Here is a 15,028-nt window from a genome sequence, read left to right on the forward strand (position 1 = left end):
CAACGCAACGCCGCGACAATATCAGGAAACAGGCGTTCGCACATTAAAGTGCTCCGCCGCGGGAGGTTCTGACCATGGCAATACACGGGGTTGTTCACGAACCGGCTCGACATGTCGAGCGCGGCGTCTCCGACGAGCCGCGGCCAGTGCCCGCACGGCGGCGTCGCCGCCGGCGGTCGCTCGGGATCGACGAGGGATTGATGGGCGTCGCGCTCTTGGCCGGCCCGGCGAACGTGATCATGCAGTTGGCGCGTCCCGGCGTCGGATACGGCGTCATGGAGAGCCGCGTCGAAAGTGGCCGCGTCGACCTGCATCCGATCAAGCGTGCCCGCACCACGTTCACCTACCTGGCGGTGGCGACCAACGGCAGCGAGGCCCAGAAGGAGGCCTTCCGCCGCGCGGTGAACCGGGCTCACGCGCAGGTCTACTCCACCCCCGAAAGCCCGGTGCAGTACAACGCCTTCGACCCCGACCTGCAGCTGTGGGTGGGGGCCTGCCTGTACAAGGGCGGGGTCGACATCTACCGCATGTTCATCGGCGAGCTGGACGGGGCGGAGGCCGACCGGCACTACCGCGAAGGCATGGCGCTGGCCACCACGCTGCAGGTGCCGCCCGAGATGTGGCCGCCGGACCGGGCGGCGTTCGACCGCTACTGGCACGAGTCGCTGGCCAAGGTCCGCATCGACGACGCCGTCCGTGAGTATCTGTATCCGATCGCCGCGTCCCGCGTTCCGGGACTTGCTCTGCCCGGCTCACTGCAGCGCCTCGCCGACAGGCTTCCGTTGTTGATCACCACGGGCTTTCTGCCGCAGCGGTTCCGCGACGAGATGCGGCTGCCCTGGGACGCCACCAGGCAACGCCGCTTCGACCGGCTCATCGCGACGTTGGCCGTGGTGAATCGGTGCGTGCCGCGCTTCGTACGGCGATTCCCCTTCAACGTCCTGCTGGCCGACGTCGACCGCCGGATCAGGACCGGGCGCCCGTTGGTCTAGGGCGCGGGACTACCCCGCCGAGTTGATAACGGAAATCATTTTCATTAAGCTCTCCTCTGCCTGGCAACCCTTCCAGCCCGAGGAGACCCATGACGGCGCCGATCTGGATGGCCTCGCCACCGGAGGTGCACTCCGCGTTGCTCAGTAGCGGCCCCGGTCCGGCGTCGCTGCTCGCGGCGGCCGGGGCGTGGTCCGAACTGAGCACCGAATACGCCTCGGCCGCAACGCAACTCAGCGGCGTCTTGGCCGCTGCGCAGGCGGGCTCCTGGGAGGGGCCGAGCGCGGAGTCGTATGTGGCCGCCCATGCGCCATACCTCGCGTGGCTGACGCAGGCCAGCGCGCATAGCGCTACGGCGGCCGCTCAACACGAAACCGCCGCCGTCGCCTACACCGCGGCGCTGGCGGCCATGCCGACGCTGCCCGAACTTGCCACCAACCATGCCGTGCACGGGGCGTTGGTGGCGACGAACTTCTTTGGCATCAACACGGTTCCCATCGCGCTCAACGAGGCGGATTACGCGCGGATGTGGGTGCAGGCGGCCGGCACCATGACCACCTACCAAGCGGTCTCCACCGCGGCGGTGGCGTCGACGCCGCAGACCGACCCCGCGCCGCAGATAGTGAAATCCGTTGCCCCGAGCCATGACTCGGGTGGCGATGTGCACGACCCCACGATCGACAACCCGCTCGACGAGTTCATCGCGAACATCCTGAGGAACCTCGGCATCAACTGGGATCCGGTCGAGGGCACCGTCAACGGGCTGCCCTACGACGCGTACACCAATGCGGGAGAACCGATCTTCTGGGTGGTTCGAGCCCTGGAACTGCTCGAGGATTTCCAGCAGTTCGGCTATTACCTGGTGCACAACCCTGCGCTGGCGTTCCAGTACATCGTTCAACTGATGCTGTTCGACTGGCCGACGCACATCCTCGAGATCTTCACCAGTCAGCCGGAATTGCTGGCCCCCGCGGTGCTCCTGGCCGCCGCGCCGTTCGGCGCCGTGGGCGGCTTCGCGGGGTTGGCCGGCCTGGCCGCGATACCGCCGCAGCCCGCTGTGGTGCCGGCGCCCGCGTCGGCGCCCGCCCCTCCACCGAGCCCGATGCCGGCCGTCGCAACGGCGCCGCCCACCGCCGCGCCGGCCGTGGCTCCCGCCTCGGCGCCGGCGACCGCGCCCGCTCCGACGGCGACCACCGTTACCAGCCCCGCGCCGCCCACCCCGCCACCCCCGCACGCGGCCGGTTTCGCGCCGCCTTATGTGGTCGCTCCGCCGGGCATCGGATCCGGCGCGGGGATGGGTGCCGGGGCCAGCTCGAGCGCCAAAAGAAAAGCGCCGGAACCCGATAGCGCCGCCGCCGCCGCGACCGCGGTGGCACGGGGACAGGCCAGGGCGCGCCGGCGCAGGCGGGCGGTCCGGCGCGACCACGGGGACGAGTTCGCCGACATGAACGTCGACGTCGATCCGGATTGGGGCACGCCGGGCGACGAGATGCCCTCGTTCGCGTCGGACCGCGGGGCCGGGAGGCTCGGGTTTGCCGGGACGGCGCACCGGGAAGCGGCCGGCGATGCGGCGGGTTTGGCCACGCTCGCCGGAGACGAGTTCGGCGGCGGCCCAGGGGTTCCCATGATCCCGGGCACCTGGGAAGCCGAAGCCGGCGGCGATACGCGGTAGCGCCGGCGGCGACTCGCGCCGAACGCCCTACTGGCTCCGAACCGGTTGGGTGGTACCCGACGTTCGGCCTTCGAGGCGCATCTCAGACCTGCGTTCCCTTCGGGGCACTGACTTCATAGCTGCCCGTGTCGTCGGTGAAGGTCACCAGGAACTGGTGTTTGAGGTGGTCGATGGTTGCCTGGCAGGTGAAGGTGCCCCCCTTGGTGACGGTGGGGTTTTGTCCGTCGTTGCAGGTGACGTCGCTGACGTTCTTACCCCCGTAACCCGCGGGGTCGGACAAGACGTGCGCGACGCCGGCCTGCACGGCGGTGACGTCGAGCTGCGTGGTGACGAAGAAGCCCGGCCCCCAGAATCCCGCGATGAGCACGGCCACGGCGCCCGCCATGATCGCTGCGCCCAGGTAAAGCGGCCGACGTCTGCCGCGTGGAGCGGGGGTCGCCGGCGCCCAGAAGCCCCCACCCGCGGGTCGTTGGTGATGCGGGTAGGGAAATGGCCCGTGTTGGGCCGGAAACGGGTGCGGGCGGGGCAGAGGCTCGGTGGGCGGATCGCAGAAGCGCCCGGCCGGGACCGGTGACATGCCGGGGCGCTGGGCGTATTGCCCTGGCGCCGGGGGCGGCTGTGGCTGCATCGGACACCTCTCTGCTATTGGTTATGCGGCGTAGGCCGGGTTCTGCTTGGACTGTAACCGAAGCGCTAGCGAGGCGCAACGGTTAAAAACGGTGCGCTGCGAGCCGCACGCCACGTCTGTGGCCGGCACAAGACGAGCCGGCGCGAAATGGGCCAGCCGTCCAGGCCGTGTGGGTTCGAGCGGAATACCGTGTTGAGCTGCGGCAAAAGTGCGCCGTCACCCAGCCGTGGCGCCGCGGGGAGCCCGCATCCCTAGGCGGGCCGCGGCATTTCTTCCACGGGACTGCAGGCAAAGCGGATGTAGCATCATCAGCAATGCATTGGGTCTTACCGCAGCAGCAGTGAGCCCATCCGGAGCGAGGAGCGACAAGTGACATCCGGCCAACCGACGACCGCGCTGACCGTACGGGTCGGGCATGCGACGCACACGCTGCACCCTGCGGCCGGCGTCGCCGTCATCGGTAGGGACGCCGGGGCCGCGGTTCAGGTGGACGACGAGAGGGTCTCGCGGTGGCACGTCCGGCTCGAACCGCACGGCGACGGTTGGCACGCCTTCGACACCAGTGGCAACGGGATGTTCGTCGACGGGATTCGCCGCAACTCGGTATTGCTCACCGGCGTCACCACCATCTGTCTGGGGGCGCCTGACGGGACAGCCGTGACCCTCATCCCGCAGCGCCGGTCGGAAGTGACGCTCGAGGAGTCGACCCAGGTGGTGCGCCCGTTCGAAGCCGAGGACGAACAGTGGTGGGACGGCCAAAGCGACCCCGGCGTCGTACGCGCCGGCAGCGCGGTCGCTGAGCGCCGCCAGCAGCTGGGGATCTCCCAGCGCAGCCTGGACCGCGACGGAATCATCAACGCGGGCGCCCTCATCAACTTCGAGAAGGGCCGCAGCTGGCCGCGTCGCTCGACGCTGGAGAGGCTGGAGAAGGTGCTGGAATGGCCGACGGGCCACATCACGCGCATCCGGCGCGGGGCGGTTCCGGCGCCCACCGGCGCCGGCCAGCCCGGGGGGCCCACCGGGGCTCCCCGCGACGAGGCCACCGAGGTATTAACCGACTCGATTCAGGCGCCGCTGATGGCCGAGACGGTGGAACTGGCCATGCACACCCTGACCGCCGCCGTCTCTGGATTGCCCGAGCCGGCCGATCCCGATTTCACTCCCAGGGCCACCAATATCCTGGCCGATCTGCGCAAGCTCGAGAGGCTGGCATCGAGCGCGGCGCGCAACGCCAAAGGCAGTCCGTCAGTCATCCTGGCGTTGAGCAGTGTGCGGCGCAGCTATAACGACTTGATGATGCGTGCGGCACGCTCGCCGGCGGCCACCTTGGGCCAGCGGCTCTATGGAGCCCGTCACCGGGCGGAACTGAGCCTCGAGGAAGCGGCCAATGGCGCGGGACTGCCGGCGTCCGTACTCGAAGATGCCGAAGCGGAGCGCACCATCACCCCCGAGGCCGCCCGGGCCATCGAAAACCTTATCGCGCAGCTGGCGATCGGTTGACGCGCTGAGGCGCGGATCATCCGTGTGTCGCGCGGGGCGGCGCCGCCGACTGCGTCCAGGGGGCCGGGCGCGCGGCGGCGTAGGCCTGGGCGGCCTGGCGTCGCAGATTCTTTCGCGCATTGTGGTTTTCGAGTAAGGCAAACCAGTTCCAGCCCAAGATGGAAGCCATACTCCACCAACCGGCGAGCAGATTGTGCAACAGAGCGTCTTGCAGTGCGGCTTCGCATTGGGCGAAAGTTCCTGTGACGGTGTAGGTCTGGTTGAACATCAGGATGATCGCGCCGGTGTGTTTTCTGATCCGTACCTGGAAGCGCGGTTGGTTGCCCGTAGGGGGCTGGGGTGGGTAGCCGGCCTGCGGCACCCGGTGCGCGGGTGCGTGTGCGGGTCCGTGGACTGGCCGGGCCGCCCGGGGATAGGCCTGGGGATACCCGTAGGGCTGTCGGTAGTGGGGGTGTGGCTGAGTCATTGTTACTCCGTAAAAGGTTGGTGTAGTGGGTTTTTCGCGGCGGTTTGAGATAAGGATGCTGCGACGGGTCGATCAGGCCTGTGAGATCGTGGCTGTGGTTTTGGAGACGATGTCGCTTGCTTGGCTGGTGGTGTCGAACCCGCACCACAGGGTGTCGATGACGACGTTGTTGACCAGCCCCATGGCGCGTTGGCAGATCGGGCCGCGGCCACTGGGCTGGGTTTGCAGGATGGCCAAGGAGGTGTCGGTGGCCTGCAGCTCGCCGAGGTCCCAGGTGGTGGGGGTGTGACCGGGCGGGGTGATGGTGATGGAGCGGTTGGCGCAGCCGGACCAGCGTGCCTTGGACTTGCTGAAGAATTGCTGGGCCGAATCGGCGTCCCGGAAGCCGACCAGGACCTGCATCAGCGCATGCTCGCGTGCGGCAGGTGTGGCGTCATCCAGTATCTGCCCTTGCAGCGCCGTCCAGTTGGTTCCTTGGTAGGCGGTGGCCTCGGCGGGTGAGTAGGTGTCCACGCAACCGGGGTTGGTGACCATCTCCTCGTCGTGCCACATCCGCGTCACCGGCTTGCGTACGGCCATGCCGGTCGTGTGGGCGATCGTGTTGACGTCGTCTTCCTTCAGCAGCAGATCGGCGAGGTGCTGGGGCAGGATCACGGGCGGTTGCCAGCGGCCCAGGTCCGGGGCGGCCGCGGGGTGCCCGGTGCTGGTGGCGGTGCATCCGCTCACCAACAGCGTCAAGGTGACCGCGGCCAGGATTACCCAGCGCACCACGCGGACGACGCCGGGACGGCGCCCGGCGGGGCCCTGATCGGCGGCGCCGCTTATCGGTCCAGCTTGGTGTCGCAGCGAAACGGCGCTCATGTCGGGTCCTCCTGCCAGCTCATTCGGGTATGGGGCAAACGCTAGCAATAAAAACGCAGCGGTGCAACGGTTTGAAACGTTGCGCAGCGCCGAGCGCTATGTTTCAATTTGGAGCATGCAGCGCGACCTTGCCGCGTCGGGCGGCCCCGATCACCACTGCGGGCCGGTCCCGCTTTCCCCGCCGTTCCCCCTTTCCGAAGGACACTCGATGCCCCACCACCCGCACCCGCCTACGGCCAACACCACGCACCCTGCACCGGGAAGCGCCCCGCCGGTACCGCCCAGCGCCCACCGGCCCGCCCGGACGGCACCGGTCGCCGCCGGGCCCGGAGAACAGGTCACTACCGTCTTGCCCCGCCGGCCGTTCGCGTACGCGGGCCCGCCCGGCGCGCCACCCGCGCCGCCTGGGATGCCCACCTGGGGGCCGCGCCCCGGCTACCGACCCGCACTTGCCCCGGAGCGCCGGCGGCGCCAGTCCACCTGGGCCCGGATCGCCGTCGGGGCCGCGGTCGTGGTCGCCGTGGTGGGTGCCGGCCTGATGATCAACGTCGCCAGCAGCCCCGATGACAGTTCGACGCTGATGCCCGCGCCGGCCACATCCGCGGCGCCGGTCGACCCAGGTCCAGCGCCGCAGGCGCCAACGGTGCCGTTGTCGGCGCTGCCCGGGCTGATGTTGGATGTGGCGAGCATCAACACCATTGAGGGCACAACCGACATCGGGCCTCCACCGGGCGACAACGGCAAGGACGACTACGCGTACAGCGGGGTGAGCACCGACCGCCCCGAGTGCAGCGAGGTCCACACCCCCGCGCTGGATTCAGAGCTCGACAACAGCGGCTGGATCGGGGTGCGAACGCAGTCCCTGCAGGACCGCGACGGCGCTCGGCACCGCAATCACAGCGCCGCGATCTACTTCGCCACGGCCAAGGCGGCCAACGACTTCGCGGCCAAACAAGCCCAGGCCTGGCCCAAATGCAATGGCGCCACCTTGCACCTCACGGAGCGGGGCCACCCAAGCAGCATTTGGACTGCGGGCACCACCACCAACCATGACGGCATGCTCAGCATCACCAACACCCAGGAAGGCGGTGCAGGGTGGCAGTGCCAACGCGCCCTGACCGCGCGCAACAACATCGTGATCGACGTGCGCAGCTGCGGTGTGAACCGCACCGATCAAGCGATCACCATCGCCACCAGGATGGCCGAGCGCGTCACCACCCGCTGAACACTTCCGCGACAGTGAGAAATGGAGGGGGCGATGAGCTGGATACGTTTGGCGCCCAACGACGCATCGTGGGCGTCTCCGCCACCTACTTCCGTGACACGGCGCCCGCTCCGGGTAAGAACGCGAGTGATGTCGCCAGGGCAGTGGTGAGCAAAATCGGTGAACGGATCTGATGCGCTGGTGGCAGCAACTACCATTCTGCTGGTCTGGTCGGGATCGCCACAGGTGGCCGGCAGCGGGCGCCGGAATGAGGGGATAGGGGATGGGGGATGGGCACGCGCAGCCCGACCGCTCGCGACGGATCGGCCCGTGAGCTGGTGGCCGCGTTGGTGAGCCAGGCGGGCGCCCGGAGAGTGAATTCCACCGACGCCGCGATCGACTATCCGCACGGGACGGCCCGCTTGGACGCTGTCGGAGCCGATTGGCACCGAATCCGCGAGGTGGATAACCGAATTGGTGCGCGGCCACGCGTGGCATCGTCGGCCCGGTTGCTGATCGCCACGGCGGCCGTGGTGATCGCCCTGGGCACCGGCTGCTCGACGGTGGTCACCGGTAGCGCCGTCAAGTCCGGCGGCCCGGCGCCCGCGGCGGCCAACGTGGCGCTGCTCGACCCCGGTAACTACCCCCGTCGACCGCGGCCACCGCTGGGCACCGTCGCCGACGACGCGGCCGGTCGCCGCGTCGAAGCCCAGCGGATGGCAGACATGGTGGCGGGCCCCTGGCAGGTCGACGCGGCGCTGATTAGTCCACTGAGCGCCGAAATCGCGCCCACCACCGCGCTTCCCGAGCCGGGGCGGCTCTCGGCGCTGGTGCGTGGTGATTCGATCGCCTCGATCGCCGCCGCGCATCGCTTCGTGGCCGGCTTCGTCAGCGGGCGGGTCACGCCGCCGCCCCCACGCGGCCAACCGCCCACTGACAAACCCAAGATCCTGGACAACGGGGTGTTCCGCTTCCCCAGCCCGCAGGACGCCACCGACGCCGCCGCGGCCATGGCCGCCGCCGACATGGCCACCGTCCGGCCGGGCGACATCCCGGCCACCCGGCTGTCAATCCCGCACTACCCCAACACAGTTGCCAACGTGGCGCCACTGTCCGGAGGCTTTGAAGCCGAAGCGTTCACCGCTCACGGACCTTACGTGTTCTTCCAGTTCGCCGGCTCCAAAGAGAGCGCCGGCGCGGTCGCGGACATGGTTGCCAAGACCCTGGACCTGCAAGGCCCGCTGGCCGACCACTTCCAAGCCACACCGATAGAACAGCTGGCCGCCCTGCCCGCCGACCCAACTGGACTGCTGGCCCGCACCGTGCCGGCCACCGACCCCAGCGTCAACCAGGCCGCAGTCTATCCACCGTACGGCGCGCTGCATTTCCGGTCTGATCCCGTGGCGACGCAAGCGATGTACAGCGACGCGGGCATCGGCCACGTCGCCGCCGACCGCACCACCGTCTACGAGGCGGTCGATCCCACCGGCGCCCAGCGTGCCGCCGACGGCCTCGCCCGGATGGACGTGCCCTTCCTGGGCTACCACTCCGCCCCCGGCATCAACGGACTGCCATCGGCGCGTTGCTTTGACCGCGGCCTCGACAGCACGGAGCTGGGCGCCGTGCGCTTCCTGTGCATCGCCACCGCCGCCCGGTACGCGTTCAAAGCCACTGCCGCCCAAGAAGTCGAGGCCCACCAGATCATCGCCGCCCAATATCTGATGTTGACCGCGCCATGACCCGCCGCGTCCGCCTGTGGGCCCTCGCCGCCGCGGTCGCGGCGGTGACGGTGGCTTGCAGTACGACCATCCCGGGGACCGCTGTCAAAGCCCCCGGGGCGGACAGTTCCGACGGCGTCGACCTCGCCCTGCTTGATGCCGGGAACTTTCCCACCACCCCCCGCCCGCCGCTGGGCGTCGCCGGCGACGCGCTGCGCGGCGGGTGGGCCGAAGGGCGCCGCCTGGCCGGCGCCGTGGTGGGCCCCTGGGAGGTGGACGCCGACCTCATCGACTATGCGCAAACCGATTCCGGCGTGGTCAAAGATACCGACGCGGTCAGCGCACTGCTGGGCAGCCCGATGGGTGAGGGACTCAACGGCCACAACATGGTGGCTGGATTTTCCGGCTCGCGTCACACCGAAAAAGGCGCCTACAAGGGTCTGCTCAATATCGTGCTGGAACTGGGCAGCCCGGCCGACGCGGCGGCCGCGGTCGCCGACATGGTCGCCAAGGGCGCCACCTTGACCATGCCCTTCGAAGCCAAACCCATTCCCACGCAACCGATTTCGATTCCACGTCATCCGGCGACGGCCGCGCTGACCTACCAGTGGACCGCGCAATACCCGGAGCCCGGCGGTCCACGGTTCTCGGTGACCGCCCTGACCGCCCACGGCCAGTACGTCCTGGCACAAACGGCGACATCGGCCGACAGGGCAGATGCCGCAGCTCAATTGATCGCCACGGCACTGGATTTGCAGCAGCCCTTGGTCGACAGCTTCAGGCCCACCCCGCCGGATCAGATAGCCCACCTGCCGTTGGATCCCGACGGCCTGATGTCACGCACCGTGGCGCCCCGACAAGAAAACGAGTCGATCAACGACGGCATCTATGACGCGCACGGAGCGCTCATCCTGGAGACCGGTGACCCGGTTCACCTACAGGCCTTGTTCAAATCCGCCAATGTGCAGCAGGTCGCGTACGTTCTCGAAACCAGGGTCTATCAAACCCCCGACGCCGGGGCGGCGGCGCGCATCGTCGCCGATATGACCGGGCCGCATCAGGTGGGCGGAATCAGCGGCATGCCCAAGGCGAAATGCTTCAACGAAACGCTGGGCTACTGGTGCGTGGCCCGCGCGGATCGCTACGCCTACGAGATGCAAAGCGAGCAAGAGAACGCGCTGCATCAGCTGATGGCCGCCCAATATCGCATGCTGACCGGGAAATGAGCCCCCAATGCCTCTTGCTGTCGGAACCATTATCGCCGGATACCGCATCGAAGGAGTGCTGGGCTCCGGCGGCATGGGCACGGTGTATCTGGCCCGTCACCCCACGCTGCCCCGCAATGACGCGCTGAAGATCCTGTCCGCCGAGCTGTCGGTGGACCGCCAATTCCGGGTCCGGTTCACCCGCGAAGCTGACCTGGCCGCCACGCTGAACCACCCCAACATCGTGCGCGTGTACAACCGCGGCGAAACGGACGACGGCCAGCTGTGGATTGCCATGGAGTACGTCGAAGGCACCGCCGCCAACGATTTGGACCGCGCCAATCTCACTCCGGCCCGCATCGTGCGCATCATCACCGACGTGGCCGCCGCACTCGACTACGCCCACTCGCGGCGGGTGTTGCACCGGGACATCAAGCCCGGCAACTTCTTGGTCTTCGCGCCAGGCAGCGACCATGAACGGGTGTTGTTGGCCGACTTCGGCATTGCCCGCGCCCTCGATGACGCCACAAGCTTGACCGCGACGGGCTCCATGGTCGGCACCGCTGCCTACGCCGCGCCGGAGACCATCGAGGGCCGCCCGGCCGACCACCGCAGTGACATCTACTCGTTGGGTTGCGCTCTGTTTCGGCTGCTGACCAGCCGCACCCCCTACGAGGACGACTCCTTGTCGGCGATGTTGGCCGGACACCTGATGCGGCCCGTCCCGCGCCCCACCGAAATCAATTCCACCCTGCCGCCCGCGATCGACGACGTGATCGCCCGCGCGCTGGCCAAAGATCCCGCCCAACGCTTCCAGACCGCGGGCGCGCTGGCCGCCGCCACCGCGGCCGCGCTGACCGACGGTCCCGCGCCGGCGCCGCCCGCCGCGCCCAGCGGGCTGCCGGCAAGCGACCCGACCAATCCCACCGTGACCTATCCACCGACCATGCCGCCCACCCCGGCGGCCTTCGGCCCGGTGTGGGACCCGAACCATGCTGTGCGCCAGCACTTCGCAAGCGCTCCCCCCTCGCCACCCAAGCGCCGCAAACGTGCTCGCCTCATCGTGACCGCGACAGCTCTCGTTGCGGTACTGGTCGCGGCAATTGTGTTGGGAATTCACCTGTTCGGCCGCACCAGCGGCGGCCCCGGTCCTTACCAGCCACAAACCCTCAACACGAAGTTCGGCACCATCAAACTGCAGCACCGGCCGGTGGCTATCGCCGCACTGGGCCCCGGCGATCCCGACGCGGTCCTTTCGCTGGGCGCCCAACCCGTGCTGATGAACGCCGCCAACGCGACCGTGCCGAGCTGGTTACAGCCGTTAATCCATTCATCCCCACCGGTGTTCGTCGCGGCCGACACCGCCGCCATCACCGCCGCGAAACCCGACCTCATCATCAACACCGGCGATATCGACCAGCCCACCTATAACTCCCTGGCGGCAATCGCTCCGACCCTCACCCAACCCGCCGACAACCCCCCAGGCTGGACCTGGCAGACGCAAGTGGATTGGATCGCCACCGCCCTCGGTCGCACCGAGGCCGCCAAAGACCTAATCGACAAGGCGCAATCCGAGCAGAACACGATCCGTTCCGAGCATCGAGCCTTTGCCGGCAAATCCGTCGTCGTGGTCAACTACACCGGCACCGGCGCGACCGCCGCCGCGACCCCGTCGCCGCCGAGCGGCTACCTGGAGGGCATCGGCTTCACCTACAACACGCACTACAAGCGCAGCCCGGGCGGCCCCCCGCAAGTCCCGTTCGACATCAACGACGTCGACTATGCCGCTCAACGCAGCGACGTCATGCTCTTGTTGCGCACCGACCCCGCTGCCGGCGGCGGAGGTTACGCCGGCCTGCCCGCCAGATACGGCAGTTTCGGCGGCACTCTCGTCATCGTGGACGACCCCGCCACCATCGCCGCGCTGAACGCCGGTGGGCCCGCGGCCACCAGCTACCTCAACACCGCGCTGGTCACCAAGCTCAGCAACCAGATCCGCTGAAGCGGCACGTCGCCCGTCGCCGGCCGCCGGTAATGTCGACTTTGTGCGTAGCGAAGGCGATACCTGGGACATCACAACAAGTGTCGGTTCGACGGCGTTATTCGTGGCGACCGCCCGAGCGCTGGAGGCGCAGAAGCCGGACCCCCTGGTCGTGGACCCATACGCGGAGGTGTTCTGCCGGGCCGTGGGCGGGTGGGCGGCCGACGTCCTGGACGGCAAGCTGCCCGACCACCAACTGAAGACCCCGGACTGGGGCGAGAACTTCGTCAACTTCCAGGGTGCCCGCACCAAATATTTCGACGCGTACTTCCGCCGGGCCGCGGACGCGGGTGTTCGCCAGGTAGTCATCCTGGCGGCGGGGCTGGACTCCCGCGCCTACCGCCTGGACTGGCCGGCCGGGACCACCATCTTCGAATTGGACCAGCCGCAGGTCCTCGATTTCAAGCGTCAGGTGCTCGCCGACCACGGCGCGGAACCGAAGACCCAGCGCCGGGAGATCGCGGTGGACCTGCGGGACGACTGGCCGAAGGCGCTGCGCGACAGCGGTTTTGACGCCACCAAGCCGTCGGCCTGGATCGCCGAAGGCCTGCTCATCTACCTCCCCGCCAGCGCGCAGGAGCAGCTGTTCACCGGCATCGACGGCCTGGCCGCCCCGGGCAGCCACGTCGCCGTCGAGGACGGCGCCCCGCTCGACCAGGACGACTTCGAGGCGAAAAGCGAGGAGGAACGGGCCGCGATGGCCGCCGGCGCGGAACGGTCTTTCTATCAGCTGGTGTACAACGAGCGGATCGCGCCCGCCACCGAATGGTTCGGCGAGCGGGGCTGGAACGCGGTCGGCACCCCGCTGGCCGACTACCTTCGGGAAAACGGCCGGCCGGTGCCCGGGGCTGACGCCGAAGCCGGGTCGATGGTGGCGCGCAACACCCTGGTGAGCGCAGTCAAACGCTGAACGCCGGCAGCCCGAAGCGGCCGTGCTTTCCATGACTTTTCCATGAGTTGGGTGCGCGCCGGAACTTTTGCGCGGCGCCCCCCGACTACTACCGGGCTCATCCGTGCGTCGCCCACAGCCCGGACGACGTCGCTCTCAGCCCGGCGAGGAGTCCGGCATGGCGCTACGTGCATTGATCGATAGCTCGGCTGGTAGCCGAGGATGACCGCGCCGGTCTGGATGGCTTTCCCCCCGGAGGTCCATTCGGCTCAGCTGAGCAGCGGTCCCGGCCCGGCGGGCCTACTGGCCGCCTCGGCGGCGTGGAGTTCGCTGAGCACGACCTACGCGTCGGCGGCGGACGAGCTGTCCGCGACCCTGGCCGCGACGCAGGCCGGGGCGTGGGAGGGGCCCACCGCCGAGCAGTACGCGGCCGCCCACGCGCCCTACCTGGCCTGGCTGATGCGGGCCAGCACCGACAGCGCGGCGGCCGCCGCCCGGCATGAGACCGCGGCCACGGCCTACACGGCGGCGGTGGCCGCCATGCCGACGGTGCCCGAGCTGGCCGCCAACCACACGATTCACGGTGCGTTGGTGGCGACGAACTTCTTCGGCGTCAACACCATTCCGATCGCGGTCAACGAGGCGGACTACGCGCGGATGTGGGTCCAGGCGGCCACCACGATGTCCACGTACCAGGCGGTCTCCACCGCCGCGGTGGCGTCGACACCGCAGACCGGACCCGCGCCACAAATCGTGCAGGCCACCGACAGCGGCCAAGACAGTGACGACGACGGAATCGTCGACAATGACGGCGGTAACCCGTACCAGTTGAGCTGGTGGATCAACCGATTCACGGAGATTTTCCAGACCATCGAACGAGATTTGGCGGAGTTTCCCACGGACCCGGCCGACGCACTCGAGGACTTGATACAGGACATTTTCGGGCCCGCCGGACTCATCGCCGACGAGTTCACCCACCTGGGCGAGGCCCTTCAGGCGTTCCCCCAGCTTGCTGCGATTCCGTTCATCGTGCCGGGCGGGTTTGCGGGGGGCATAGCAGGCTTAAGCCTGATGGCCGGAATCCAGCCGGCGCAGGCTCCTGTCGCCGCGCCGGCAGCGTTGGCCCCGGCGCCCAACGCGCCTGTGGTCGGCGGCGCTCCGGTTGTCGTGAGCGCTGCCCCGGCCACGGTGCCGGCGCCGACTTCTCCCCCGACGTCGCCAGCCCCGTCACCCGCGCCTGCCTCGGCGCCGGCAACCGCAGCCCCACCGCCGCCGTCCACCGGCGCCGAGGGTGCCGCCTACCCGTACATCGTCGGCGGTCCGACCGTGGGCTCCGGCACGGGCACGAGCGCCCGCGCGCAACGCAAGGCACCGGAGCCCGATTCGGCCGCGGCCGCGGCGGCGGCGTCGGCATCGGCACGGGAAGCGCAGCGGGCCCGCCGGCGCCGGCGGGCGCCGATGAAAGATCGCTACCGCGGCTACGAGTTCGTGGACCTGGAACCGGATACCGACTCAGCGGGCGATCCGTTTGACGACGCCGGGTGGTCGGTCGCATCGGATCGCGGCGCCGGGCCTCTGGGTTTCGCGGGGACGGCGCGCAAGGGCGGCGCCGACGCGGCGGGCCTGGCGACGCTGGCCGGCGACGAGTTCGGGGGCGGCCCGACGCTGCCCATGTTGCCGGGCTCCTGGGAGCCGGACTAGCGGGGCCCGGATCGGCTTGCTCGGGACCGGAACTTTTCACCTACCGCGTACGACTATTGCCTTGTCCGGCGACCGGCGCGGCGGGGGACCTTCGGATTGATAGTGAAAATGATTTTCGATAAGCTCGGGCGCTTAGAAGGCGCTGACAACGGC

At 69.0% G+C, this 15,028-nt stretch carries 12 protein-coding genes; 9 read left to right on the top strand and 3 right to left on the bottom strand.

The window, feature by feature from the left end; translation table 11 throughout:
• Nucleotides 1–74 precede the first annotated feature (74 nt).
• Together H7J89_RS13495 and H7J89_RS13500 are read left to right on the top strand one after the other, a co-directional pair.
• Complete coding sequence (locus H7J89_RS13495) at nt 75–992, top strand: oxygenase MpaB family protein (RefSeq protein WP_264044188.1); 918 nt, start codon at nt 75–77, stop codon at nt 990–992.
• 89 nt (nt 993–1,081) lie between these two features.
• Complete coding sequence (locus H7J89_RS13500; RefSeq protein ID WP_264044189.1) at nt 1,082–2,662, top strand: PPE family protein; 1,581 nt, start codon at nt 1,082–1,084, stop codon at nt 2,660–2,662.
• Between the two features lie 82 nt (nt 2,663–2,744).
• On the opposite strand, the gene H7J89_RS13505 is transcribed toward H7J89_RS13500, so the two are convergent.
• Nucleotides 2,745–3,047: a DUF4333 domain-containing protein gene (locus H7J89_RS13505; RefSeq protein ID WP_264044190.1), complete on the bottom strand. Its 303-nt coding sequence runs from the start codon at nt 3,045–3,047 to the stop codon at nt 2,745–2,747.
• 612 nt (nt 3,048–3,659) lie between these two features.
• Here H7J89_RS13505 and H7J89_RS13510 point away from each other — a divergent pair.
• Complete coding sequence (locus H7J89_RS13510; protein WP_264044191.1) at nt 3,660–4,790, top strand: FHA domain-containing protein; 1,131 nt, start codon at nt 3,660–3,662, stop codon at nt 4,788–4,790.
• 16 nt (nt 4,791–4,806) lie between these two features.
• On the opposite strand, the gene H7J89_RS13515 is transcribed toward H7J89_RS13510, so the two are convergent.
• On the bottom strand, nt 4,807–5,256 hold the full coding sequence (locus H7J89_RS13515) for a hypothetical protein (protein WP_264044192.1): 450 nt from the start codon (nt 5,254–5,256) through the stop codon (nt 4,807–4,809).
• Between the two features lie 72 nt (nt 5,257–5,328).
• Nucleotides 5,329–6,117, bottom strand: a complete 789-nt coding sequence (locus H7J89_RS13520; RefSeq protein ID WP_264044193.1) for a sensor domain-containing protein — start codon at nt 6,115–6,117, stop codon at nt 5,329–5,331.
• Nucleotides 6,118–6,232: 115 nt separating this feature from the next.
• On the opposite strand from H7J89_RS13520, the gene H7J89_RS13525 reads away from it, so the two are divergent.
• The 6 genes from H7J89_RS13525 to H7J89_RS13550 all read left to right on the top strand — a co-directional run bounded on the left by H7J89_RS13525 (nt 6,233) and on the right by H7J89_RS13550 (nt 14,875).
• Nucleotides 6,233–7,342, top strand: coding sequence for a sensor domain-containing protein (locus H7J89_RS13525; protein ID WP_264044194.1), 1,110 nt, complete (start codon nt 6,233–6,235; stop codon nt 7,340–7,342).
• Between the two features lie 269 nt (nt 7,343–7,611).
• Complete coding sequence (locus tag H7J89_RS13530) at nt 7,612–9,060, top strand: DUF7373 family lipoprotein (RefSeq protein ID WP_264044195.1); 1,449 nt, start codon at nt 7,612–7,614, stop codon at nt 9,058–9,060.
• The gene (locus H7J89_RS13535; RefSeq protein WP_264044196.1) at nt 9,057–10,265 is read left to right on the top strand and encodes a DUF7373 family lipoprotein; all 1,209 of its coding nucleotides are present in this window, start codon (nt 9,057–9,059) and stop codon (nt 10,263–10,265) included. The genes H7J89_RS13530 and H7J89_RS13535 overlap by 4 nt, the downstream gene beginning before the upstream one ends.
• A 7-nt stretch (nt 10,266–10,272) precedes the next feature.
• Nucleotides 10,273–12,246, top strand: coding sequence for a serine/threonine-protein kinase (locus H7J89_RS13540; RefSeq protein ID WP_264044197.1), 1,974 nt, complete (start codon nt 10,273–10,275; stop codon nt 12,244–12,246).
• 43 nt (nt 12,247–12,289) lie between these two features.
• Complete coding sequence (locus tag H7J89_RS13545; RefSeq protein WP_264044198.1) at nt 12,290–13,195, top strand: class I SAM-dependent methyltransferase; 906 nt, start codon at nt 12,290–12,292, stop codon at nt 13,193–13,195.
• Between the two features lie 201 nt (nt 13,196–13,396).
• Entirely contained in the window at nt 13,397–14,875 is a 1,479-nt protein-coding gene (locus H7J89_RS13550) for a PPE family protein (RefSeq protein ID WP_264044199.1), read from the top strand.
• Nucleotides 14,876–15,028 lie beyond the last annotated feature (153 nt).

The sequence above is a fragment of the Mycobacterium paraffinicum genome (assembly GCF_025822865.1).
GTDB classification, from domain to species: Bacteria; Actinomycetota; Actinomycetes; order Mycobacteriales; family Mycobacteriaceae; genus Mycobacterium; species Mycobacterium paraffinicum.

What these genes read in the sequence shown, in the direction of transcription:
- H7J89_RS13530 (WP_264044195.1), top strand. Translation starts at nt 7,612, where the DNA reads ATGGGCACGCGCAGCCCGACCGCTCGCGACGGATCGGCCCGTGAGCTG.
- H7J89_RS13500 (WP_264044189.1), top strand. Translation starts at nt 1,082, where the DNA reads ATGACGGCGCCGATCTGGATGGCCTCGCCACCGGAGGTGCACTCCGCG.
- H7J89_RS13505 (WP_264044190.1), bottom strand. Translation starts at nt 3,047, where the DNA reads ATGGCGGGCGCCGTGGCCGTGCTCATCGCGGGATTCTGGGGGCCGGGC.
- H7J89_RS13520 (WP_264044193.1), bottom strand. Translation starts at nt 6,117, where the DNA reads ATGAGCGCCGTTTCGCTGCGACACCAAGCTGGACCGATAAGCGGCGCC.
- H7J89_RS13550 (WP_264044199.1), top strand. Translation starts at nt 13,397, where the DNA reads ATGACCGCGCCGGTCTGGATGGCTTTCCCCCCGGAGGTCCATTCGGCT.
- H7J89_RS13540 (WP_264044197.1), top strand. Translation starts at nt 10,273, where the DNA reads ATGCCTCTTGCTGTCGGAACCATTATCGCCGGATACCGCATCGAAGGA.
- H7J89_RS13535 (WP_264044196.1), top strand. Translation starts at nt 9,057, where the DNA reads ATGACCCGCCGCGTCCGCCTGTGGGCCCTCGCCGCCGCGGTCGCGGCG.
- H7J89_RS13515 (WP_264044192.1), bottom strand. Translation starts at nt 5,256, where the DNA reads ATGACTCAGCCACACCCCCACTACCGACAGCCCTACGGGTATCCCCAG.
- H7J89_RS13525 (WP_264044194.1), top strand. Translation starts at nt 6,233, where the DNA reads ATGCAGCGCGACCTTGCCGCGTCGGGCGGCCCCGATCACCACTGCGGG.
- H7J89_RS13495 (WP_264044188.1), top strand. Translation starts at nt 75, where the DNA reads ATGGCAATACACGGGGTTGTTCACGAACCGGCTCGACATGTCGAGCGC.